This window comes from Massilia rubra, from assembly GCF_011682065.1.
Lineage (GTDB): Bacteria > Pseudomonadota > Gammaproteobacteria > Burkholderiales > Burkholderiaceae_D > Telluria_A > Telluria_A rubra.
The window spans coordinates 92,255-114,083 of the sequence record NZ_VUYU01000006.1; the positions used below are offsets into that span (position 1 = coordinate 92,255).

The window sequence follows — 21,829 nt, forward strand, 5'->3', positions numbered from 1 at the left end:
CCACCTGGATCGCCCTCCGCGATACAAACGACTTACCGCTTCGGCTGGTTTCCGGGCTGGCGAGTGGCGGGGCCAAAGCCCACTTCCGGGATATGCGCCTTCCCATGCTTTGCACAGTGGCGTGATACACATCCTTGACTCGCTTACCGTTGCGGGGGCAGCACCGGCTTTGCTCCGTGAAGAAGCGCACCGGCTTCCCATTTAATCCGGCAAACGATCGTTTGCCAGAACCAGAAGCTTGACTACCGGCGAAGTATAGGTCTGGACTATATAAATTGCAAGGTTGCGCGCGAGGTGGGCGTCGCAGTGCGTGTCGCAGTGCCTGTATTTACCAGTCGCGCCATTGTTCGGTGATGTCTTCGTCGGCTTGCAGGCCGGCGTCCTTGGCGACCAGGTAGATGATGTCGCACAGTTTTTCGCGCTCTTCGGTCTCGATCACGCCGCCGGCGCGCTCATCGAACTCGTTGAGGGCCACGACGACGCGTTCAACTTCTTTCATGATCGCTGCATGGTCGGCAGGCTTGGGCAGCTTGTCGATGGCGGCGGCGTATGCGTCGAGGATATTCGCACACTCGTCGATTTCGGCCTTGCCGTACGGGGGCTCGTTGTCCGTGTCTTCGGCGCAGCGCTCCATATAGGCAGCCATCTCGTCGAGCAGGTCGGCGCGGATCGAGGCGATGTCGGGATTCGGTGGCATGTCGCGGCACTCCTTCAAAATTGATGGGGTGCCAATGTAGCATGAAGCGGCGCGCCGCCGTCTTACATTACTCGCTGAATTCGATGTCCATCTGCTTGCCGTCGTAGCAGAACGTCATCTGCTCGCCTTCTTCGTCGCGGATCTCCAGCACACCGCCCGGTTCGACGAAGGGCCCGAGCGTGTCGAACAGGCGAATCAGCCAGTTGGTGATGATCTCGATATCGCCGCCGTCAATCAGCAGCGCGCCTTCCTGGCGCTGGCTGGTGAAGCCGATCGATTCAAGGAAAGCCGGGAAGTCGCGTTCGGCGCGTGCGCGTTCGGCGAAAAAGGAGTCGCATCCTTCGAACGATGTGCGAATCGCGTTGAACGCCTCCGGTTGCCGGGCGTTCCTGATAACGATGCTGGCATCGTAGATCCATGCTGCAGTACTCACTTGCACTCCCAATTCGTCAGAAGACTGGCGCAGTCGGTGCGCAGCCAGGATCGTATTTCCTGACGACAGTTTTACATGCCTTTCAAAAACTGTCAAAGCGCCGATGAAGGGCGTTGTTTTCGGAGCGCAGGTCAAGGAAATACAAACGACTTGACCAAGGTCAGTTCGCCCGGCGCGCGCAATGGCACGCGCACCACTTCCTGGCGCTCGTTCGGTGAATTTTCGTTGGTGATGATCGCCACCTGCGCCACCGTCAGGATGCCGCTGTCCTGGCCGGCCCCGTAATAGTTCACATAGACGTGGTAGTTTCCCTTCGGCGGCGCGGCGCTGGAAAAAATCTCCGGCCCGTACCCCGTGGTGACGTCGACATCGAGCGCGCCGCCGTTGGGCATGACCCGGTTGCCGTACCACGAGTGGCCGCCGTCGGGCGCGACCACGTGCAGGTCGACATCGGTGCCGTCACTGTCCCACGACAGCACCACGCGCAGGCGCGACTGGGTCTTGCCGGCGTACGAATCGAGAAACTGGGTGCGGTTGCGCGCCTTGCCGTCGGGCGAGCGCACTTCCACGCTGTTCGACCCGCGTCCGAAGGCGTACGGGCGCGCGAAGCTGCCGTCTTCCTGCACCGCCATCGGCATCGCCACGCCGTTGACCACCAGGGTGGCCGGCTTGCTCTTGCCCTTGCCGGCGATGCGCCCGCGAATCTCGGCCGTCGGACTCTGCCCCTCCTGCACGCTGACCGACGCCGCCGGATAATTCACATCCTGCGAATACGCCTCTTTGGCGCCCTTGGAATTGCGCCAGCCGCTGTTGGGCGAGTCGATCTTCACTTGGGCCAAGGCGGTGGTGGACAACAGCAGTGCGGATATCAACAGTATTTTCATGATCAGGTGTGGTGGGATTATTGATGCGCTTCCAGGCGCGTATCGACCAGGCGCCGCGCCAGTTGTTCGACCAGGACTTCATCCTGCCCGCTCGGGTGGTTGCGCAGGCCAAGGTGCAGGAACTCGTGCGCCAAGGTGATGCGGTCCTCGCGGCTGGCCAGGCCGCGCAAATAGATCCGGTTACGCGACTGCTCCGAATACGGCGCGCCGCGCACCAGGTGGCATACCGCCGGTGGTTCGGCCGGCGTTTCGTAGCCGGCCTGTTTGCGCAGCACGCGCTCCCACTGCGGCAGCTCGCGCGCCAGCCACGCCTGCGCGCCGGGCAGGCGCACGCACTGCTGCGAGTCGCCGCCCGAGAGCGTGGTCAGGTCGGCGCCGGGATAGGCCGCCGTCAGGATGGCGTCGAAACGCATTCCCCGTTGCGCCTCTTCCACCGCCTGGCTCCACGCCATGGTGTCCTTCGACGCCGTATCGGCGTGATAGCGCACATTCACGCCGGACAGCACCAGCTGGTCGGTCCAGTCGGCGATGGCGCGCGCCGCCACGCTGGCCGGCTGGGGAGCGACGCGCTGCGTGGCGCTGCTGTCGGCGATGCGCTGGCAACCCTCGGCCCACTGCGCGTTCTGCTGCAGATAGGTACGCGCCGCCACCGCCAGCGCCTTGGCTGCCTCCGGCGCGCTGGTACCGCCCTCGCGGTCGATCACGCGCGCCACGTACTCGTTGACCCCGAATCGTCCGGTCAGGCGCGTCCGCCCCTGCGGATCGCGCTCCAGCACCATGTCGTTCTGGCTGAAAAACGCCAGGCTGCGGCCGTTCTCGAAGCGCACCTGGTACGGCCCGCGAAGGAGTCCCGGCACGGCGGCGTTGCGCCCCACCACCACCGCCTTGATCGGATAGCGCGCGAAGTAATCGACCAGCACGCAGCCCGCATCAAGCGGCGCCGCCGCCGAAGGCAAGGTACTGGCCAGGCGCGGCGCCCATTTTTCCAGGATGCGGCTGCTGGTGTCGGCGCCGCCGAACCACAGCGGCGTGCCATCGGCCAGCCAGCCGGCCGCGCCGCCGAGCCGCTCGGTCGTGCGCTGCGGATGGTGCCACGAGTAGGTCTTCACGCGCAGGCGGCTGCCGAGCCAGCTGGCGGTGTTGACGCCGCGCGCGCCCAGCACCACGTGCAGCAGCGCCGACTCGGCGTCCTTGCGGCTGTCGGCCGGAATGCTGGCCAGCGCCAGCATCAGGCTGCGCAGGCTGACCAGGCGTTCCGGCGCCAGGTTGGCCGGGTCGGCCAGCCAATCGTATTCGCCGCTCGCATCGCGCCCGAGACGCTCGCTCCAATACTGCCGCCACGGGCGGCGCGTAAGCATCAAGCGGGCCGGCGAGAAAAACAGGCCACACGACTGCGCCAGCGCCAGGTCGCGCGCGATGCTTTTACCGGCGGTGCAGCAGTACACTTCCTCGTTCTTTTGGCCGCCGCAGGTATAGTCCGGGGTCGGCACTTTTTTGTCGATCGCATACACGTACACGAACAGCTTCCACAGGCTGCCCAGCGGCACCTGGCGCGCGCCGTCGAAGGGCGCGCGCCTGCTGCCGCCCTTGTCGTCGAGCTGCAGCGCGGTGAGCTGGCCGTCGCGCCACCACGCCACATCGAGCGTGGCCGCCTGCGCCAGCGGTGCGCACAGCGCCAGCGCCAATGCGCATCGGTTTGACCGGCATGCCGGCATTATTCGACCTGCAAGGTGCGCATGGTCTTGCCCTCGCCTTCCAGCGCCTTGTTCTCGGGCTGGTACATGCGGTAGTAGCGCGCCGGCGGCAGCACGTAACTGCCTTTTTGCGCAAAGCGCAGCAGATGGCGCACGCGCAGCGGTTCGGCCAGTGGCTCGACCGGCACCACGTAGCCTTCACGGCGCGATTCATGGCGCGCAGCTTCCAGCGCTTCCTTTTTCTCGCCTGCGAGCGTCATGCCCCAGGTGGTCGCCTCGACCGAGGCGCCGGGCGGCAGCGCCACTTCGAGCAGGCCATAGCGGTACTTCGCGCCGGCCGCCGGCGTGAGCGTGATTTCGTCCAGGTACAGCGCGTCGGTGCGCAACGCCTCGCCGTTTTTCACGGGCACGGGGCTGAAGGTCTTGTCCTTCTGCTCCATGCGCATCAGGCGCCGCTCGATCTTGACCGGCAGCGTATGCGTTTCCGCTTCGCGGCTGTCGTACTGGATGATGGCCACCGTGTTCTCCGGCGCGGCTTCGGCCAGTTGCAACTGGGTCGGTACACCCTTCACAGGCTGCCAGCGGAACAAGGCCTGGCCGAGCGGGCTGGCCGATTTTTGCCAGGTGCCGGTGAGTGCGACGCCGGCGTCTTTCGCGGCCGGCGGGCCGCCCAGCTTCTTCTGCACCCACACCAAGGTCAGCGCGCGGTCCAGGGTCGGCATGTCGGAGCGCACCGCGCCCAGCACGGCGTCGGCCTGGCTGGCCGGCAGCTGCCCGCCCAGCATCAGCAAGGCTTGCGCCAGTGGCGCCGGGTTGGCGCGCAAGGTGGTCCACGCGGCGCCGGCCTGCTCCTGCAGTTCGGGTGCGAGCGCCACGCCATCGTTGGCGGCGATCACCGACAGCAGGGCCAGGGTCAGCGCCTGCGAGTTGCCGCTTTCGGCGGTGAGCAGCATACTGCTGGTCGGCGCCAGCGCGGCCGGTTTGGCGTCGAGTTTTGTCTTGGCCAGTTCGTCGGCCAGGCCGGAAGCGAGCGTCTTGACCGGCAAGCCCATTTCCTGCGCCAGCCACAGGGTCAGCGCACGGTGCAGCACCGGCTCTTTCAGGCCTTCCTTGCCGTACATGGCCAGCAAACCTTGCCAGTGCTCGGGCGGCATCTCGATGCGCAGCGCGCGCGCCGCGTACCAGTCGGCGTAATAGGCGTAGGCCGTCATCAGCGAATTGCCGGCGGTGGCATTGCCCCACCAGCCGAATTGCGCTTCCGGACCGGCCATCGACACCAGGCGCAGGCGCTGCGCCTGCAAGGTGTTCAAGAGGCGCAGTTGCACCGGGCCGGCTTCCGGGCCAAGGTTCTGCAATCCGAGCGCCAGCGGAATCAGGCGGCTCGATGTCTGTTCCACGCAACCGTACGGATACTCGATCAGGTCGTCGGCGATGCGCGCGAAGTGGCTGGCCGCGCCGCTGGCGAACGAAACGCGGATATTGCGCGCGTCCGCCGGCAGCGTGACCGGCACGCTAACGCCGGTCAGCGGCACGCTCAGGGTGCGCGGGCTGTTCCAGGCGGCCGGCAATGCCTGCACGTCGGTGTCGAGCGCGTCGACCAGTTTGCCGTCCTGTTTGACTTCAAGGCGCATCGGGCCACTGTAGGCCGGCAGCGGGAACTGTACATAGTTCACGCCACGGCGGGCGGTGATCTTCTCGGTCTTGACGACCGTGCCGGCGGTGAGGGTGACTTCAACAGGCTGGTCGCTGGCGGTCTGGTTGAACACCGCTACCGATGCCTGCGGCGCGTCGCCCACCCGCATCCAGTCCGGCGCGGTCCACTTGGCGAAGAAGTTCTTGTCCGAGCGCAGATAGCCGCTGTGCTGGCCGACCCGCCCCTGCGCATCCATGGCGCGGCCGGTGATGCGCCAGCGCGTCAGTGCGTCGGGCATGGTGAAGGTGACGCGCGCGCGGCCGTCGGCGTCGGTCTTGAGCGCGGGCGCCCACAGGGCTGTGTCGACATTGTCGCGACGCGGGCGTTCCAGCACTTTGACGCCACGCTCGTTGTAGTTATGGCGCGCGGGGGCGCCGGCGCTGCGCCCGGCAGCCAGGTCGTAGCTGATGAACGACAGGCTGGCGGTGGTGCGTACGTTGTTGCGGCGCGGGTGGTAGAAGAAGTCGCCGATATCGGGCGCGATCTCCGGCTGCAGCACGTAGATCATTTCGTCGACCACGCCCAGCGTGACCAGGGTCGATACCGGTTTGCCGTCCATCTGCGCGGTGACGTCGATGGTGACCTTCTCGCCCGGCTGGTAGACTTCCTTGTCGGTCTTGAACCGCAGCGCGATGCGCGGCTCGACGATCTGGATGCCGGCGTTCTGGAACACGAAGTCGCCCTTGCGCGTGTACGCCACCGAGAACGTGATGTTCGGGCCGTAGTCGTCCTTGACGGGAATCTTCACGCGCCACTGGTTGGGCGCCACGCGCACCGGCTTGATCCAGTCGGCGCCGGCGGTGAGCAGGCCAACCTGTTCGACCTTGTCGCGCTCGAGCGTCAGCAAGGCCTGGTCGACCGGGTCGGCGAAGGTGATCAGCGCTTCGGCGGTGTCGCCGGCGCGGTAGCGTTCATGGTCAAGCACGATCTCGATGCTGCCCGGCGTGGCCGCCAGCCCCTGGCCGCTGACCCAGTGGCTGGTGCCGCCGACCAGGTTGTTCTGGGCGTCGCGCAGGCTCAGTTGATACGAACCCGATGCCGGGAAGTTTACATCCCAGGTCGGCTTGGACGCGTCGAACACGCCCTCGGTTTTGGTCTGCTTCTCTAACTGGATCATCTCCCAGCGCACCGGCTTGGCGCCTGCGGTGGCCTCGGCCGCAACGTCGAAGCGCACCGTTTCGCCGGGCGCGGAAAAGCGCCGCTGCGCCTTGAGCGTGTACTGGCTGGCCGAACGCTCGATCATCAGTTCGCGCGTGCTCCTGACGCGGTAGGCCGCGCCGTCAGAGGCCAGTACGGTGAGAATGTAGCGCGACGGGTCCTTGGCCTGCGGCAGCACAAAATCGACATTGCCCTTGCCATCGCTGACCAGTTCCTGGGTCTTCAATTCGACCGGGAATGCGCCGCTGTAGCGCAATTCGCCTTCGACCATGGCGTTCTTCTGGGCGCGCAGGGTCAGCGACAGGCTGGCCTTGGCGACCGGCGTGCCGTCCGGGTAGCGCAGTTCGATGCGACCCTTGACGTCTTCGCCGGTCTTGAAATCAGCCTTGGCCGGGACCAGGTTGATCTCGAAATGCGGCTTGACGTAGTCGGCCACGCGGAAGGCGGCGCCGTACTGGGTGTCGCGGTAGGTGAAGCGCAGTTCGTAGCCGCCGGCGCCGGCGTTGTCGGGCAGGCGGAAGCGCGTGTCGCTGCCGGTTTCCCCGGTCAGTTGCAGCGACTGCGTCAGCAGCGGCGTGCCGTTCGGATCGAACACGGTCAGCGCCAGCGGCGCCGTCACGGCCGCCTGCGAGGTGCGCGCGCCGGTAAATTCGCGGCCGATAAACTTGACGTTGACTTCGTCGCCCGGCCGGTACAGCGGACGGTCGGTAACGGCATACACCTTGGTGTTATAGATTTCGCTGTCGTAGTAAAAATTCTCGGACACGAACACGCCGCCGCTGCGGTCTTCCCCCATCACATACGTGTGCTCCGGGCTGCCGCGATCGAGCGAGACCACGCCATTGGCGCCGGTGCGGCCCGATTGCAGCACGCCGCTGCCGTCGGTCCAGGTGACGTCGACGTCCGGCACCGCGGCGCCGTTGTCGCGCCGCGCGGCCCACACCAGCATCTGGTTGGCTGACACCTTGGTAATGGCCATCGTGTCCGATACAAATACCAGGGTGGTGGCGCGGTGCTCGCCGATGATCGCCTCGACCAGATACAGGCCCGGTTTGCGCTGGCCGATCGGGATCATCACGTTGCCGGCGCTGGTGGCCATGAATTCGCTGCTCGAGCCTTCCATCTTGATGCCGGCCGGCGGCGTGATGATCTGCGCCTTCCAGACCGGGTAGCGGAAGCGGTCGACCAGGTCGTAGCCCTTGAGCGGCTCGTACTGCGGCTGCTGGCGGAACGGCACCGGGCGCGTGATCGATTCGCTGGTGGCCAGCTTGGGCTGGGCGCTGGTGACCGCCTCGCGCGCGTCGTTCGAAAACAGCTTGCGCCAGGCCATGCGCGACTGCTTCCACCAGCGGTCCCACAGCATGGTCAGGGTGTTGAGCAAGCCCTCGCCCTTGTAATTGCCGGCCACCTGCACGCGGTGCAGGTTGCGCTGCTTTTTCAGGAACTCGAGCGGCTCTGGAACGCGGTACACCAGCACATCGACGCCGCCGTACTCCTCCAGGTTGGAGCGCGCCATATCGCGCCCCGGCACTTCCAGGCGCACCTTGGCCACTTCGCCGCTGCCGTAGGCCGCGTCGGACAGCAGGAAGAACGGTTCGCCCTTGAAGCTGGTGTAATTGGTGCCGGACGGTGCGGCGCTGGCCTCGGCGGGCTTGGCCTGGGCCTCGACCGCCTCGGCCTCCTGGGCCGGCGCCAGCGCGGGCACGAAGGCGCACAGCAGCACCAGCAGCGCCATGGCGCGTGTGATTGGATTGTTCATGTTAAAAACGCCAGCCGGAACATGCCGGCGAAATTGGGATTGTCGACCGCTGGTTGCCACCGCGTGTCCTTCCAGGTTTTGAGTTGTGGGACATCAACGGTACGCAGTCCGTTGTCGTTCGGTGTGACGGTGCCGGTGTGGTACGCGATGCGCGCGCCCATCCAGACCATCAGGTGATGTTCGTCGCCCTGGTCGAAAAACAGCAGGTCGCCGGGCTGCGCCTGATTGACGTCGCGCCCGATGAAGCGGCTGTTGTTCTGCACCAGGCCGATGGCCGAAACATAATGGCCGACCGTGCCGCCGGTCTGCACCCAGCGGTTGCGCAGCACTTGCTGGGCCGGCGTCAGTTCGAGTTCGGGCGGCAGCTGGCCGTCGCTGCCGATGCCGTTGGCGCGCATCCACCGAGCGTCATGCACGGTCAGCGCCTCGTTCACGGCAAAGCGCACCAGGCCTGCGCAGTCGCGGTGCTGCCAGCGCGGCGACGGGCCCTGCTCCATCTGCGCGTTCACGATGCGCAGCATCCACGCCTGGAAGGCGCGGCTCTGCGCCTTCGACAGGTAGGCGGGCATGGCGGCGGCCGGCGCGCCGGTGAGCGCGCGCGCCCACGGCAGCACGGCGCAGCCGGCGGCGAGGCCCAGCAGGTGACGGCGGGTGACTGCCATCATTTATCGATCGCCTGCCACTCGACCTGCTGCCAGCTCACGCCACTGGCGGGCAGCGACTTGAGCACGAGCCGGTATGGCGGATATTTTTTGAGCGCGTTCAGGCGCGGCACCAGGTGCGCGTCGGCGGCGGCGCGCAGCACCGGCTCGCGCGCGGACGGCAGCGCCTCGAAAGCTTCCTTGCGAATCAACTCGGCCAGCGCGGACGGCGCGATCAGGCCCACCGTGTGCGAGGAATCGCTCAAGCGGTCGGCAATCGCCGGGGCCTGCTTGCGGGCCACCGCCAGCGCCTGTTCGACCAGCTTGCGGTCTGGCGAAAACAGCACGGTCTGGCCGCTCACCGCCAGGGTCGGATGCTGGGGACCGATGCCGGTGGCGACTTCGCGCTGCCACAGCGTGGCGCCGTTCGGGCCAGCCGATTTTTGCACCGCACCGCTCTTCTTGTTGCCGATGGCGGCCGCGAACAGCGCGCCATACAGCTCGTCGCCGCCGCCCGCCTTGCGGGTAGCCACCACCAGCGGCGTGTACAGGCGCGAGGTGCCGTACCAGCAAACGGCGGCCGGTCCCGTCAACTGTTCGGACAGTGGCGCCACGTTGGACGACGCATCGACGTCGCCCAGCACCGTCTTCATGGCGGCCCAATCCGCGGGCAAGGCGAAGCAGGCGGCCGGATTATGCGGCAGCACCGGCCACAGGGCGCGGTTGTCGTAGCCGCCGGCGGCCAGCTTGCCGGCGTCTACCAGCGCGCGCGTCTGCCACTGGCCCTTGGTAAAGTCGAAGCGCAACGCGTCGAGCGCGCCGAAGAACGGCTGGTAGCCGAAGGCCAGCACGTCGGCCTTGACCGCCACGCTGTGACCGTCGACCGGCTGGGCGTCCAGGTGGAACTGCTGGCGCAATGCCTGCTGTTTTTTCGGATCGGCGGCGAGCAGGTTGGCCACCGTCGTCTCGGCTTTGCCGTCGGCCTTGCCGTCGGCGCCGAACACCATGGCCGGATCGGACAGGATCACCATGCGCGTGCCGCGCGCGGCGATCAACAAGGTGCGATTATGGGCGTAATTGAGCGAGTACAGCGCGACCTTGTCGCCCTCGACGCGAATCTCGCCGGCCAGCGTCATCTGGGTGTCCTTGAGCGCGACCTTGCCCGCTTGTTCGAGCAGGCGCGTCATGCTGTTGCGCGAAACGGCGATGGCGAAGTGCTTGAGCGAGCCGTCTTCCTCGCGCCACAAGGCCACGTCGGCCGGCTCGTCGAGCACCGTGCGGATCAACTGGTCGCCCCAGCCCAGTTGATGTTCATAGGCGATGCGGCGCAAGGCGCCCTGCAGGCCCAGTTTGTCGCCATTCTGCTCATAATAGAACACGAAATCCTCGCGCAGCACGTCGCGCGCCAGCGGAATGGTGAGCAGGTCGCGCGGAAGCGACGACAGGCTTTTGGTCACGATCAGCGCGTCGGGCTGCGACAGGTCGATGTTCAGGCCCTTGCCGTGGTGCGCTTTCTTCCAGCCGAACATGGCATAGCCAGCCACGGCGGCGGCGCACAGGGCGACGCCCGCGGCGATGATTCCCAACTTTTTCTTGTTCATAGTGTATCGATGGTGACTGGCGGCGGAGGCAATGATGTTTTTCGCATAATAGCGTAGGGTATCATTTTCATGTCGGGGAAGAAAGTAAACATTCCGACAGGCGATGCGTTAGCACCTGCGCGTGCGTTTTCGGCCACACGGCGTGAGGATAGCTTCCCAGCTGCGACGACCTGGCCACCATGGCAATCCCCCGCCCCCCGGTGTCAGGCCATCAGCGCGCGCAGGTTGTCGATGCGCTGTTGCAGGCGCTCGGCGATATGCCGGTGCGGGGCATGCGCGGCGACCTCGCGCTCGAGCGCCGCCAGCAGCGCCGTCGCGCCAGCGTGGTCGGGCGCCTCGCGCCGGATCAGCCACCACGCTTGCGTGATCTGGCAGTCGGCATGGTCGCTCCCCAGCTCATACCCCAGCCGCCACAAAGTCGGCGCCGACACGCCGGCATAGCGCGCCATCATGCTCGCAGCCCAGTCGGCGGCAGCGCCAATCTGGCGGCGCTTGAGCGGCGCGTCGTCGCACAGGCGCGCCATGGCACTGAGAATATCGAGCTTGCGGCGCAGAGTCCCTTCGTGGTCCGACGCGGGCAGGCAGGGATACAGGCCGCCGCTGCTGCCGATGTGGCGCTCCACCGCAATCAATGCCTCCTCCAATCTGTCGTGATAAATCAGGCTGTCGATCTCCCGGTGCGCACTGGACGCCGCCTGCCCGCCCACGGTGTTCCAGCGGATCAGGGTGGCCGGCAAGGCCGCCCGCAGTGCGGACAGGAAGGCGCATCCCGGTTCGCAGTAGCTGAACTGGATCGCTTCCAGCCAGGGCATGGCCGACAACACCCGCAAGGCCGATGGCGTCATCGCAGCGGCAATCTGCAAGTCCAGCGAGCGCAGTTGCGGCATGCGCGCCAGGCAGTCGGGCATCCGGCCTGCCATCTCGGGCGCGATGTGCAGGTGCTCCAGGGTCGGGCTGTACCAGCCTTCATGCGCGGCGGCGATGCTGGCGCCATCCTTGATGTTCAGGCGGTTGGCAAAGCGCCGCAGCGCGGGAAAGCCGCGTAGCGACACGTTGAACGCCCAATCCACATGCTCGTCGCTGCGGCTGAACCCATGGCCGATATCGAGTTCCTCCAGCGCCGCAAAGCCGCCATCGATGGCGGGAAACGCAGTCAGGTCGTTGCCGGCGACATGCAATACGCGCAGCTTCGGCAGGCGGGCCAGCCAGTCGGGCAGCGCCGCCAGGCCACAGTCGGACAGGTCGAGCACCTCGAGTTCGCGCAGTGCCGCGACGCAGTCGGGCACCCGGCCGATCCGGTTACCGGCGAGACTGAGCCAGCTCGCGCCAGCGAAACGGGTAATCGACTCGGGTACGGTCTTGAGGTCGCATTTGGACAGATCGAGCCTGAGAACCGGCCCGTCGATGGCCTGCAGGTCGAGTTCCGCGAGCCGGGCACGCCCGGCGCGGCTGACCGTGACGGGAGGCTGTTTGCCGATCTGCGCGGGCGGGAGCAGCACGCAACGACCTTCTTCCAGCGTTTGCCTGACCAGTTCATCGATCGGCCAGTTGGCCGAATCGAGCAAGTCGGGTAGCAGCATGCGGTTGATCGCTTCGCCTTCGAAATGTACCGGGATGGTCAGCCACCCGCGCGTGCACGCCACATGCGCGCAGTCGACGGGGCCGGCGAACGTCATGTAAAAGTCGGCGCAGACGATGGCGTGGGCGCGCGTGCCGCCGCCCACGTCGAGCGAGCCGTGGTTGTAGAAGCCGTAGATGGTGCTGCCGACCGCCAGGTCGCCACCGATCCGGGTGGCGCCCCCGCCCAGGCTCAGGCTGCGCGCAACGACGTTGCCGCCGACGATGAGCGACGGCGCCCAGTCACGGTCGCTGTCGCACAGGACCACGCCGGGCGCGTGCAGGTTGCCGGTGATGACAATCGCGCACAGGATTTTATCGTCCGCCAGGTGCGCGGCCAGGTCGCCGCACAGTTCTTCCATCGTCAGCGGCCCGTCGGTCGCGCACGACCAGTCGCCTTCGACCAGGATGGCGACCATCGCGTCGTCGTCCATGGAGTACGCGCCCAGCAGGGCCTTGAGGTCGTCGACCGGCCCAAGCACGGCTTGCACGGCCACGCCGGCCGGAACGATGCGCGGCACGGCGCCCGTCACGGCTGGCGCCCCGCCGGTGCCGCGCCAGGCGGCGCGCAGGCGAGCTTGAAATCGACATGAAAATGCTCGTCGTGGCGCACCCATGGCTTGCCCTTCATGAACGGGATGTGCGTTCGCAGCCACGGCCCGCGCGCGCTGGCCAGCAGCGCCGGCATGAAGCGCGGATCGACGATCACCAGCCCCAGCGCCGCGCCGTGCGCCCTGGCGGCCGCGTCGAACTGGTACAGGTGCTCGGCGTAGGCGGCGAAGTCGATGCGGTAATCCTGGTAGCGGCCATCGGCGTCGAATTCGATGTCGTAGCCGTAGTGGTTTTGGGCGCTGGCCGGCAGCGAGGCCGGCGCGCCGCGCGCATCGCGCACCGGCACGAAGAAGTCGGCCGACAGCCCGTTCTGGTGGGTCTTGTGCGGCGCGAACGGCCCGCCGTTGGCCATGCCGGTTTCGCCGTACACATACCTGGCGGCCGGCATTGCCGCGTGCGCGCCCATGTACGCGTCCAGGATGATGCGCGCCACCGTCGCATGCACATGGGTGCGGCCGGCGGCGATCGCCTGTGCGCTGTAGGCGGAAAAATTCGGCCCCGATACCGGCAGTTTGACGCCCCCTTCGAGCCGTCCCTTGCTCACGCTGCCGAAGCACAGGCTGGCCGGCGCGGCGTGCGCGCTCAAGGCGCCCACGCCAAAGGCCAGCATTGCGATGGCGCGTGCCGGCCCGGGAAATACAGCAAGAGATTGACGCAACATGGTGCCAGGCCGGGCGCGCGGGACGCCGGCAGTGTCGTTAAAAGAGAACCATTCTTGCGCATCGCGCGTGCTTGCGCAAGGCGACTGTCATGAGCAGGTCATTTTGCGATGCAAGAATGCGCGCTTCCCCACCCCGCCCGGCCAGGTGCCGGTCTACCGGAGTTGATGCATGAGAATCACACCTTCCGTTCGCCCGTCCCTTGGCCTGGCCGCCGCCTCGCTGTTGCTGCTGGCCGCTTGCAGCAGCGACGACGAACCTGCCGCCCCGCCGGCGCCCGCCCCGGTCGCGCCGCCAGTGGCGGCGCCGGCCGCAACGCCCAGCGTCGCCTTCATGACGGACGTGCATTTCGAAGACGTGTACGGCGACTTCAAGAGCGCGCAGTTCAGCGGCATTCCCACCAAGGACGGCAAGAACGCCACCATCCGCACCATGTACGCGCAGCTCACCTCGACGCGCCTGTTCAACGAAAACTACTTCGCCTTCCGCGCAGCTCTTGACGACGCATTCGCCAGGGGCATCCGCCTGGTCGCGCTGCCGGGCGACTATTCGGACGATGCGCAGCCGATCAACATCAACGGCATCAGCGCCATCCTGCACGAGTACCAGGCCAAGGGCATGCGCTTCTTTATCGCTCCGGGCAATCACGACCCCAACGAGCCGTACGACGATGACGAAGCCGGCAAGAGCGACTTTTTGACCAGGGACGGCAAGGAGCAGAAGGTGTTCGCCAGCGGGAACGCGGCCTGCAAGGCCAAGGACCCGACCGTCGTCTGCACCAATGAACTGCTGGAGATGGGCTATGAAAAGCTGATCGCCAAGCTGTCCGATTTTGGCTACATGCCGAACAAGGCCGACCTGCACTGGGAAACCCCGTTCAGCAATTACCCGGGCGGCAAATACAGCTACGCCGAAGCGATGGCCAGCGGCGACGTGCGCAACCGCCAGTTCGAAATGTGCGCCGAGGGCGAAGGCGGCATGTACCGGGCCGACGGCGAAAAAGCCCTCGGCAAGCCTTACACGAAGTGCAGCGACATCATCGATTCGAGCTACCTGGTCGAGCCGGTCAAGGGCTTGTGGCTGCTGTCGATCGACGCCAACGTGTTTATCCCGAACGCCTCGTTCGACCCGGCCAAGCCCAAGGCGTTCAAGGGTTTCGATGGCGCCGGCAACGCGGGCTGGAACAAGGTCCTCACCCACAAGCGGCACCAGATGGCGTGGATCAAGTCGGTCACAGCGCGCGCCAAGGCCGAAGGCAAGCAATTGATGGCGTTCTCGCACTATCCGACCATGGATTTCTACGCCAACCAGACCGACGCCATGAAGGCCGTATTCAAGCCAGGCGCGTTCCAGACGGCGCGCGTGCCGGTGGCGGCCACCACGGCGGCGCTGGCGGCCACCGGCCTGCGCCTGCACGTTGGCGGTCACATGCACTTTAACGGCACCAACGACTATCAGGATGCGGCGGGTAATTTCCTGGTCAATGTGCAGTCGCCGTCGCTGGCCGTGTACGGCGCCTCGTACAAGGTGGTCACCTACAAGGATGCCGACACGGTCGACGTGAGCACCGTGGCCCTGACCAACGTGCCGCGCTTTAACGAGCTCTTTGCGCTGTACGAGAGCGAGTACGCCTACCTGCAAGGCAGCGGCGCCGAGGCCGATATCAAGAAACGCTGGAACCACGCCATCCTCGATACCAGGTCGTACGGCGAATTTACGCGCTACTATTTCGGCGAGTTGTCGCGCCTGCGCTTCATGGATGAATACTGGCCGTGCGAGATGAAGGAAGCGGCGACCAGCCTGAACGCGAAGCAGATGCTGATCCTGTCGCAGCTGGAAACCAGGGTCACGCTGGCGCAGCTCAAGGACGCGCCGGGCATCGTGCCGCTCACCGCGTCATGCGCGGCCAAGGGGACGGTGGCCGGCACGCCGGCACCGGCCGCGCAACTGGCCACCGACTGGGCCGACGCCACCACCCGCGCCGGCAAGCTGGCGGCAGCGGCGGGCCTGAAACTGGACGACTTTGCCAACGTCACCGCCTACGACTTCCATGGCGACTTCCACCGCACCGTGTATGCGGGCGAACTGGCCCTGCGCGACATGGGCGCGGAGCGGGTGCGCATGTACAAGGTGTTGATGGCGGCGTTTCCGGCCAAACCGGCGGCACCGGTCAGGGTGGGCGCCCAGCCGTCGGACCAGAACCCGGTCCACGTGCTGTTCCAGGACCAGTTCAAGCAGGTCTTCTCGATCTTCAAGGGACTCGGCTCGGCCAAGCCGAGCGATCACTTTACGGTGGACCTGAAGGCGAAAACGGTTACCAACGCCAATCCCGGCGGCTTGAGCTTTAACTGAGGTCACGCCCTGGCCCGCGACACTCAGCACACTAGCAGTGCTGAGTGTATCGCCGCTCCCACACGCGTGCTAGCGTGGACCTTGCGCCAAACCGGGCGCTCTTTCCAGGGAGCTTCAATGTACATCGTCCAATCCTTGCGTGCGCGCACGTTGTTGCCGCTGACCCTACTGTGTGCGTTGGCCTTGCCCGCCGCCGCCGACGAGTTCGTTACCAAGGCGGAGGCCGAGGCAATGGTGAAAAAGACTGTCGCCTATATCAAGGCCAATGGCAAGGAAAAGAGTTACGCCGAGGTCAACCGCAAGGATGGCCCGTTCACCGACCGCGACCTTTACATCACCGTGTACGGAACCGACGGCGTGGTGCGCGCGCATGGCGCCAATCTGAAGATGATCAACCGCAACCTCATGGACATCAAGGATGTGGACGGCAAGGAATTCGTGCGCGAGCGGCTCGAACTGGCGCGCAAGAAAGCACCGTTCTGGCAGGAATACAAATTCACCAATCCCGTGAGCAAGAAAACCGAGCCAAAAGCCATGTATTGCCAGCCGCACGAAGATGTGGTCGTCTGCGGCGGCGCCTACCTGAAATAGGCAGCCCGACTACCGCGGCCTGGCCCGATTGAATCATCCAGAAGGTGTGCGTCTGCACAAAGGTGCCCGGTCCCAGCGGCCTACCCTGAGAGTGCGCATCAACGCCCGGGCGATCGATCCCAAAACCGGCGACGTGAAAATTTGCTTCAAAGAAACCGGCCTGAAAAAGGAGTCGAAGGTCAGCTATGTGGCAAAAGGGATGGTCACGGCCTCGTAGGCCTGCCGTAACCCCGGCGGCAAATGCCCACCGGGCCAGGATACGGTCATCAAGGAAGCCATTACCGCCTCGGCCAGCTACCAAGCCGACAAGTACGGTACGGTGGCGGCCTGCATTACGCTGAAAGTGCCAAAACCTAAACACAACCCATGCCCGGGTCCGATGACACTGGTGCTGGAAAGCGTGCGCTGGACAGACCTGAGCATCACCGACGTGACCAATAAGCTCACAGCGGCCGCGTATCCGGCGAAGCAGTCGGTCAACTTCGGTTCCTGCCCTGGCGGTAAGTAAGGGTTTGCGGCGTCTCGCCTGCCGCGCCGAACAGGTCGCGGTAGTGGCGGTACCAGTTGCTTTGGAACCGCTGCTGCGGGTCGAGACGCCTTTTCCATTCCAAGAATTCGCCGAACGCCGGATGGCAGGCCTGCACCTGGCGCAGGCTGGCCGCTGCCGCATAGGTCAGGTAATAGCTGCCGCCGCGCGCCATGGCCAGGTCGATCAGGCGCCGGAAGGCCTCGTTGGTCGCCTCGATGGCGTGCGCCGTATGTGCCGTGTGCAGGTTGAAGATGACGCAGGCGTAGTCCTGGCGCGCCCAAGGCAGGAAGCTTTCGCGGTCCGCTTCGATCAGGCGGATGGTCCCGTAGATCAGGTCCACGCCGTGCTGGCGAAAGTCGGCCGCGGCCTCGCGCATGAAGTCGCACAGGCGCTCGCGCGGCACGTACAGCTCACCGATCATCTCCGAACCGCAGTGTCCCAGCTTGCGGTCGATGGCGCGGTGGTAGCCGTCCGGGTAGGTGCTTTGCTGGAGCCGGTCGCTCCAGGCCACCTGGCCGTCGGTGGACAGGTAGTGCGCGGCGTACTGCGCGAAGGCGTCCGTCTTGTGGGTGTGGGCCAGTTCCAGCAGGGCGCGCCAGTCCTGTTCCGACAAGTCCTTGCCGGCCGCGTCGAGCGGCGTCGCATCGTCCACCGGCAGGTAGCACGAGAACACGCCGCGCTGCAGGAAGTCGCTGCTGGCCGGGTCGATCGCGAACTGAAAGTCGCCGTAGACGTAGCCGGCGTCGATGCGTTGCCCGAAGGCGGCCGGCAAGTCATCGAGACCGATCACGCTCACGTCCCTTCGCATCTTGCGCCGTGGCGCCAGGCGCAGGGTGACGCTGGCGATCACGCCAAACAGGCCATAGCCGCCAATGGCCAGGTTGAACAACAAGGGGTGGCGCTGGCGGCTGCAATGATGCAGCGTGCCCTGGGCGTCGACCAGCTTGAAGGCTTCGACGTCGGCGATGAAGGGCGCCATGCGCAAGCCGCGCCCGTGCACGTTGGCCGACAGGCAGCCGCCCAGGGTGAGCGCGTCGGCGCCGGTCTGCTTCTGGCGGATGCTCCAGCCGTGGGTTTTTCCTTGCGGCGCCGCGTGCAGATAATCGATCAAGGCAGGCCACTGCATGCCACCCTCCACTTCGATCAGGCCGTTGACGTCGTCGAAGTCGAGCACGCGGTTCATGTGGCGCATGTCGAGCAGCAGGGCCGCTTCGCCGAACTGCTGCCCTCCCATCGCATGGCGCGCGCCGCAGATGGCCACCGGCAGATTGTGCTCGGCGGCGTGGGCGATCGCCGCGCTGATGCCGGCCACGTTGCGCGGAGCGATAATATCCGCCACGCGGGTGGCGTTCAGGCCGGAATGGACATCGTTCACTAATGGGAAGTCGTTGGAATGGTTCATGGCGGGTTCTCTGGGAAGGCGACCGAATGATTATTGCAGCGGGGAGCACGCAGGCCAACCGCTTCCGTTCGGGTGCCGCCCGACGCTACCAAAGGTAGCGCCGCGTGGGCGCCGCGTACAATGAAGGCACGTGTGTTGAATTTTTTGGAGCCGCCTATTCAATCGAGCAAACTCTCCCGCGAGGCATTCGCCATCGCCCTCCGGCATGGACGCGGCTCCGTCGTGATGCACTTGCGCGCGCACGGCATGGACGATGTCGAGGACCTGGTGCTGGCGGCCTGCCTCGAAGAACAATGCATCGAGAGCCAGTGCGAGGGCAGCCGCGCCCCGTGGATGTACAGCCTGTTCAAGGGCACGCCGGCTTACCCGCGCTTCGTCGATGCGATCGTGGCGGCAGTCCCCCACAGCCTGCGTGATACCGATGGCGATCACCTGCGCCAACTGGCTGGCCTGATGGCCGGCGATGGCGACCTTCAGGCCGCAGCCGCGCTGCGCAGCTTCGTGTGGACACAAGACTTCTCGGGCGGCGCCCTTATCGGCGCCGGCGAGCTCACTAAAATCGACGGCATGCCTGCCGTGGTCGAGATGGCGCGGCGCCTCGGAACGGTTCTCCAGCAAGACGCCGAAGCGTCTGTCGATTCGCTGGGTTCTCTGATCGAAGACGTCCTTTCCTTCGATGCCGTGGTGGCCGAGCTGAAACGGCTTGCCGCCAGCGACGAGGCGGTGGCGGCCTACTCCGCAAATCAAGCGAACCTGTATGCGTTTTACGCCAGGTACGATCACGCGTATGCGGCGCGGGTTGCGGGTGAGCCGAAACGCGTTCAGAGATTCATGCGCAAAAACCCGGTTGAGGTCATCCTGGCGGCGGCCTCCTGCACGTCGAGCGGCCGTTACCAGTTCCAGAAGTTCGGCCGGCTGGCGAGCAAGGAAGACCTGGACCGCGTGCTCGAACATCTGCAGCTCGAAAGCGACCCGCAAGCATGCGAAAACCTGCTGCACGTATTCTCCAGCGGCACACTGATCCGCCTGGACGACCGTGTCTGGGAACTCGCCAACCACAGCTCGCCCGGCGTACGCCAAGCGGCGGAAACGGCAATGTCTTGCTTCAGCGATCCGCGTCTGCGCGAGCTGGCGCGGCAACGCGTTGGCGATCCTGCATTTTCGTTCAAATCTGCGTGGGAGCTCGAACGGTTCCACCTCAATTTCGAGCCAGGCGATGAAACGCTGATCCTGGCCGCGCTGGAACGCCAGTCGGTCGACGGGGAAGATGCATACAAACTTTGCTACTACGCCGTGCAGCTGTGCACCGAGGCCAGGTCGCCAGCGCTGGCCGGGGTGGCGCTATGGGTTTACCGTACCAGTCCCTGCACCATTTGCCGCCGCCATGCCGTCGAGATGCTGCTGGAATGGGACTGCCTGCCCGCGCACATTGCGACCGAATGCCGCTACGACGCCTCGGACGAACTGCGCGCGCTGATGCACAAGGCATTCTGACACCCGCCTTGCCGGCAGCCGCGCGTGGCTTACAATGCACGCTCCCCTGTTGAACTTTTGGAGTGAACCATTCAATCGACCGAACTCTCGCGCGAGGCATTCGCCATCGCCCTACGACATGGGCGCGGCTCCGTCGTGATGCACTTGCGCGATCACAGCATGGACGGCGTAGAAGACCTGGTGCTGGCCGCCTGCCTCGAAGACCAGTGCTTCGACCGCCAGTGCGAGGGTAGCCGCGCCGACTGGATGTACAGCCTGTTCAAAGGAACGCCGGCATACCCGCGCTTCGTCGGGCCGATCCTGGCGGCGCTGGCCAACAGTACGGATGACCGGGATGGCGACCAACTACGCGAACTGGCCAGCCTGATGGGCCGCAATGGCGACCTTAAGGCGGCATCCGCGCTGCGCAGCTTCGTCTGGGCGCAGACTTTTTCAGCCGACAGCGTTCTCGGCGCCGCCGCTCTTTGCGCGCTCGATGGCATTCCAGCCGTGATCGAGATGGCCCAGCACCTGGGGAAAGTCGTCCTGCAAGACCCCGATGCGTGGGTCGATACGGTCGATCGCTTGATTGACCACACGATCTCCTTCGACACCGTGTTCGCTGAACTGAAACGAGTGGCGGCTGGCGACGAGGCAGTCGCCGCCTACGTCGCCAGGGAGGGAGCACGGATCGCCAGCGACGCCGCGCACGACCGGTCGCACGAAAGCCAGGCGGAGCGCGACGAGCGACGCGGCGAGGAGTTCATGGCGAGAAACCCGTGCGACGCCATCCTGGCCGCCGCTACCCGCAAGTCGGCCGGACGCGGGCTTTTTCTGCTGTTCGGCCGCTGGGCAGGCGAGGAAGACTTGATCCGCATCCTCGACCATCTGCGTGTTGAACCCGATCCCAAGGTTTCTGAAAAGCTGTTGTGGATATTCAGACGGGCGACCCTACCGTACCTCGACGAACACGTATGGGAACTAGCCAGCCACAGTGCAACCGATGTGCGCAACGCGGCTGTCATGGCGCTGTCGAACCTCAGCGACCCGCGCGTGTACGCACTGGGTCGTGAACGTCTCGGCGATCCGGACTTTTCGAGCGAATTTTCCGAGGAAATCGCGCTATTCAAAAACAGCTTCCAGCCAGGCGATGAAACGCTGATCCTAGACGCCCTCGAACGCCAGTCGGTCGACGGCGACGAAGCGCATGCCCTCGGAAGCAGCGCGGTCGACCTCTGCACCAGCGCCACCCCGGCCAGCGCTGGCCGGGGTGGCGCAATGGGTCTATCGCACCAACCCGTGCAGCGTTTGCCGCCGTCAGGCCGTCGAACTGCTGTTGGAAATGGGACTGCCTGCCCGCCCACATCGCGGCCGAGTGCCGCTACGACGCATCGGAAAAGCTGCGCGCGCTGGTCGGCGCAACTCCTTGATGCCCGCAGCCTAAAGGAGGCCGCTCCCTGGCAGGTCCCGCTGTGCCGCGCGAGCCAACCATGCGCCCGCCGCCGCCAGAACGAGGCCGCTGATGCCCAGCATGATCGCACCATCGTTGGGCCACCAGGTGGCAGCCGATACGAGCAAACTATAAAAGGCGCTGGTGAACACCATCTGCAGGCGCCCGCGCCAGCGCCCCATAACGAGCATCATTGCGCCGACATACATGTTGATGCATCCGATCACCGTGGTCATCAAAAAGAGGCATGACACAATGCTCTTGCTGGCCAGCATAACGTAGTAGCTGGGATTGAGCACCAACGCCACCAGGACCAACAGCAAGTGGACCGCGAAGAACGCCGCGAGCGCATACGACAAGCCGCGCAGGCGCGTATTGACCCGCCGCGCCGGTAGCGGCGCAAGGGGCGCGTAAGGATTGTCCGGTGTCGTCATCGTCGCTCGCTTGCATAGCTTTGTCCAAACGCCGAGTATGCGGGCAAACAGCGCCGCTGTACATACCGGCAGGCCGACGCACGCCACCGATGTCAGCTTCGGCGCTTGAACCGGCATACAATCATCATCCTCTGCGTCATGGTCGAAAAA

Annotated in this window: 15 protein-coding genes and 1 riboswitch; of the genes, 5 read left to right on the forward strand and 10 right to left on the reverse strand. The window is 65.5% G+C overall.

Annotation, left to right across the window (positions count from 1 at the left end):
* Positions 1 to 25 precede the first annotated feature (25 nt).
* A riboswitch (cobalamin riboswitch) is annotated at positions 26 to 250 on the reverse strand.
* A gap of 78 nt (positions 251 to 328) precedes the next feature.
* The 9 genes from F0185_RS10740 to F0185_RS10780 all read right to left on the reverse strand — a co-directional run bounded on the left by F0185_RS10740 (position 329) and on the right by F0185_RS10780 (position 13,450).
* A complete protein-coding gene (locus F0185_RS10740; protein WP_167224224.1) occupies positions 329 to 697 on the reverse strand; it encodes a hypothetical protein in 369 nt (122 codons plus the stop codon).
* Positions 698 to 764: 67 nt separating this feature from the next.
* Complete coding sequence (locus F0185_RS10745; RefSeq protein ID WP_167224225.1) at positions 765 to 1,130, reverse strand: hypothetical protein; 366 nt, start codon at positions 1,128 to 1,130, stop codon at positions 765 to 767.
* Positions 1,131 to 1,261: 131 nt separating this feature from the next.
* A complete protein-coding gene (locus F0185_RS10750) occupies positions 1,262 to 2,014 on the reverse strand; it encodes a YfaP family protein (RefSeq protein WP_167224227.1) in 753 nt (250 codons plus the stop codon).
* Between the two features lie 17 nt (positions 2,015 to 2,031).
* Entirely contained in the window at positions 2,032 to 3,699 is a 1,668-nt protein-coding gene (locus F0185_RS10755) for a DUF2300 domain-containing protein (RefSeq protein WP_229476900.1), read from the reverse strand.
* A gap of 29 nt (positions 3,700 to 3,728) precedes the next feature.
* On the reverse strand, positions 3,729 to 8,318 hold the full coding sequence (locus F0185_RS10760; protein WP_167224231.1) for an alpha-2-macroglobulin family protein: 4,590 nt from the start codon (positions 8,316 to 8,318) through the stop codon (positions 3,729 to 3,731).
* Positions 8,315 to 8,980, reverse strand: a complete 666-nt coding sequence (locus F0185_RS10765; RefSeq protein ID WP_370664005.1) for a DUF1175 family protein — start codon at positions 8,978 to 8,980, stop codon at positions 8,315 to 8,317. Before F0185_RS10765 ends, F0185_RS10760 begins: the two co-directional genes overlap by 4 nt.
* Positions 8,980 to 10,560 carry a DUF2138 family protein gene (locus F0185_RS10770; protein WP_167224235.1) on the reverse strand — a complete coding sequence of 527 codons (1,581 nt, stop codon included), beginning with the start codon at positions 10,558 to 10,560 and terminating at the stop codon, positions 8,980 to 8,982. Before F0185_RS10770 ends, F0185_RS10765 begins: the two co-directional genes overlap by 1 nt.
* Positions 10,561 to 10,763: 203 nt before the next feature.
* The gene (locus tag F0185_RS10775; RefSeq protein WP_167224237.1) at positions 10,764 to 12,710 is read right to left on the reverse strand and encodes a leucine-rich repeat domain-containing protein; all 1,947 of its coding nucleotides are present in this window, start codon (positions 12,708 to 12,710) and stop codon (positions 10,764 to 10,766) included.
* Positions 12,707 to 13,450, reverse strand: coding sequence for a penicillin-insensitive murein endopeptidase (locus F0185_RS10780; RefSeq protein ID WP_229476902.1), 744 nt, complete (start codon positions 13,448 to 13,450; stop codon positions 12,707 to 12,709). The genes F0185_RS10775 and F0185_RS10780 overlap by 4 nt, the downstream gene beginning before the upstream one ends.
* A gap of 169 nt (positions 13,451 to 13,619) precedes the next feature.
* Between F0185_RS10780 and F0185_RS10785 the strand changes: the two genes are divergently transcribed.
* The 3 genes from F0185_RS10785 to F0185_RS10795 all read left to right on the forward strand — a co-directional run bounded on the left by F0185_RS10785 (position 13,620) and on the right by F0185_RS10795 (position 16,608).
* On the forward strand, positions 13,620 to 15,800 hold the full coding sequence (locus F0185_RS10785; protein WP_223164491.1) for a metallophosphoesterase family protein: 2,181 nt from the start codon (positions 13,620 to 13,622) through the stop codon (positions 15,798 to 15,800).
* Between the two features lie 117 nt (positions 15,801 to 15,917).
* Positions 15,918 to 16,391 (forward strand): cache domain-containing protein, encoded by a 474-nt coding sequence (locus F0185_RS10790; protein ID WP_167224239.1) that lies wholly within the window; start codon positions 15,918 to 15,920, stop codon positions 16,389 to 16,391.
* A 28-nt stretch (positions 16,392 to 16,419) separates the two neighbouring features.
* A complete protein-coding gene (locus F0185_RS10795; protein WP_167224242.1) occupies positions 16,420 to 16,608 on the forward strand; it encodes a hypothetical protein in 189 nt (62 codons plus the stop codon).
* A gap of 259 nt (positions 16,609 to 16,867) precedes the next feature.
* Here the strand turns inward: F0185_RS10795 and F0185_RS10800 are convergent, their stop codons facing one another.
* A complete protein-coding gene (locus F0185_RS10800) occupies positions 16,868 to 18,322 on the reverse strand; it encodes an FAD-binding oxidoreductase (RefSeq protein ID WP_167224244.1) in 1,455 nt (484 codons plus the stop codon).
* Positions 18,323 to 18,544: 222 nt separating this feature from the next.
* Between F0185_RS10800 and F0185_RS10805 the strand changes: the two genes are divergently transcribed.
* Both F0185_RS10805 and F0185_RS10810 read left to right on the forward strand, forming a co-directional pair.
* Complete coding sequence (locus F0185_RS10805; RefSeq protein ID WP_167224246.1) at positions 18,545 to 19,816, forward strand: hypothetical protein; 1,272 nt, start codon at positions 18,545 to 18,547, stop codon at positions 19,814 to 19,816.
* A 159-nt stretch (positions 19,817 to 19,975) separates the two neighbouring features.
* Positions 19,976 to 21,496: a hypothetical protein gene (locus tag F0185_RS10810; RefSeq protein ID WP_167224248.1), complete on the forward strand. Its 1,521-nt coding sequence runs from the start codon at positions 19,976 to 19,978 to the stop codon at positions 21,494 to 21,496.
* Positions 21,497 to 21,829 lie beyond the last annotated feature (333 nt).

What these genes read in the sequence shown, in the direction of transcription:
- F0185_RS10740 (WP_167224224.1), bottom strand. Translation starts at nt 697, where the DNA reads ATGCCACCGAATCCCGACATCGCCTCGATCCGCGCCGACCTGCTCGAC.
- F0185_RS10750 (WP_167224227.1), bottom strand. Translation starts at nt 2,014, where the DNA reads ATGAAAATACTGTTGATATCCGCACTGCTGTTGTCCACCACCGCCTTG.
- F0185_RS10760 (WP_167224231.1), bottom strand. Translation starts at nt 8,318, where the DNA reads ATGAACAATCCAATCACACGCGCCATGGCGCTGCTGGTGCTGCTGTGC.
- F0185_RS10765 (WP_370664005.1), bottom strand. Translation starts at nt 8,980, where the DNA reads ATGGCAGTCACCCGCCGTCACCTGCTGGGCCTCGCCGCCGGCTGCGCC.
- F0185_RS10770 (WP_167224235.1), bottom strand. Translation starts at nt 10,560, where the DNA reads ATGAACAAGAAAAAGTTGGGAATCATCGCCGCGGGCGTCGCCCTGTGC.
- F0185_RS10780 (WP_229476902.1), bottom strand. Translation starts at nt 13,450, where the DNA reads ATGTTGCGTCAATCTCTTGCTGTATTTCCCGGGCCGGCACGCGCCATC.
- F0185_RS10785 (WP_223164491.1), top strand. Translation starts at nt 13,620, where the DNA reads ATGAGAATCACACCTTCCGTTCGCCCGTCCCTTGGCCTGGCCGCCGCC.
- F0185_RS10790 (WP_167224239.1), top strand. Translation starts at nt 15,918, where the DNA reads ATGTACATCGTCCAATCCTTGCGTGCGCGCACGTTGTTGCCGCTGACC.
- F0185_RS10800 (WP_167224244.1), bottom strand. Translation starts at nt 18,322, where the DNA reads ATGAACCATTCCAACGACTTCCCATTAGTGAACGATGTCCATTCCGGC.
- F0185_RS10810 (WP_167224248.1), top strand. Translation starts at nt 19,976, where the DNA reads ATGGACGGCGTAGAAGACCTGGTGCTGGCCGCCTGCCTCGAAGACCAG.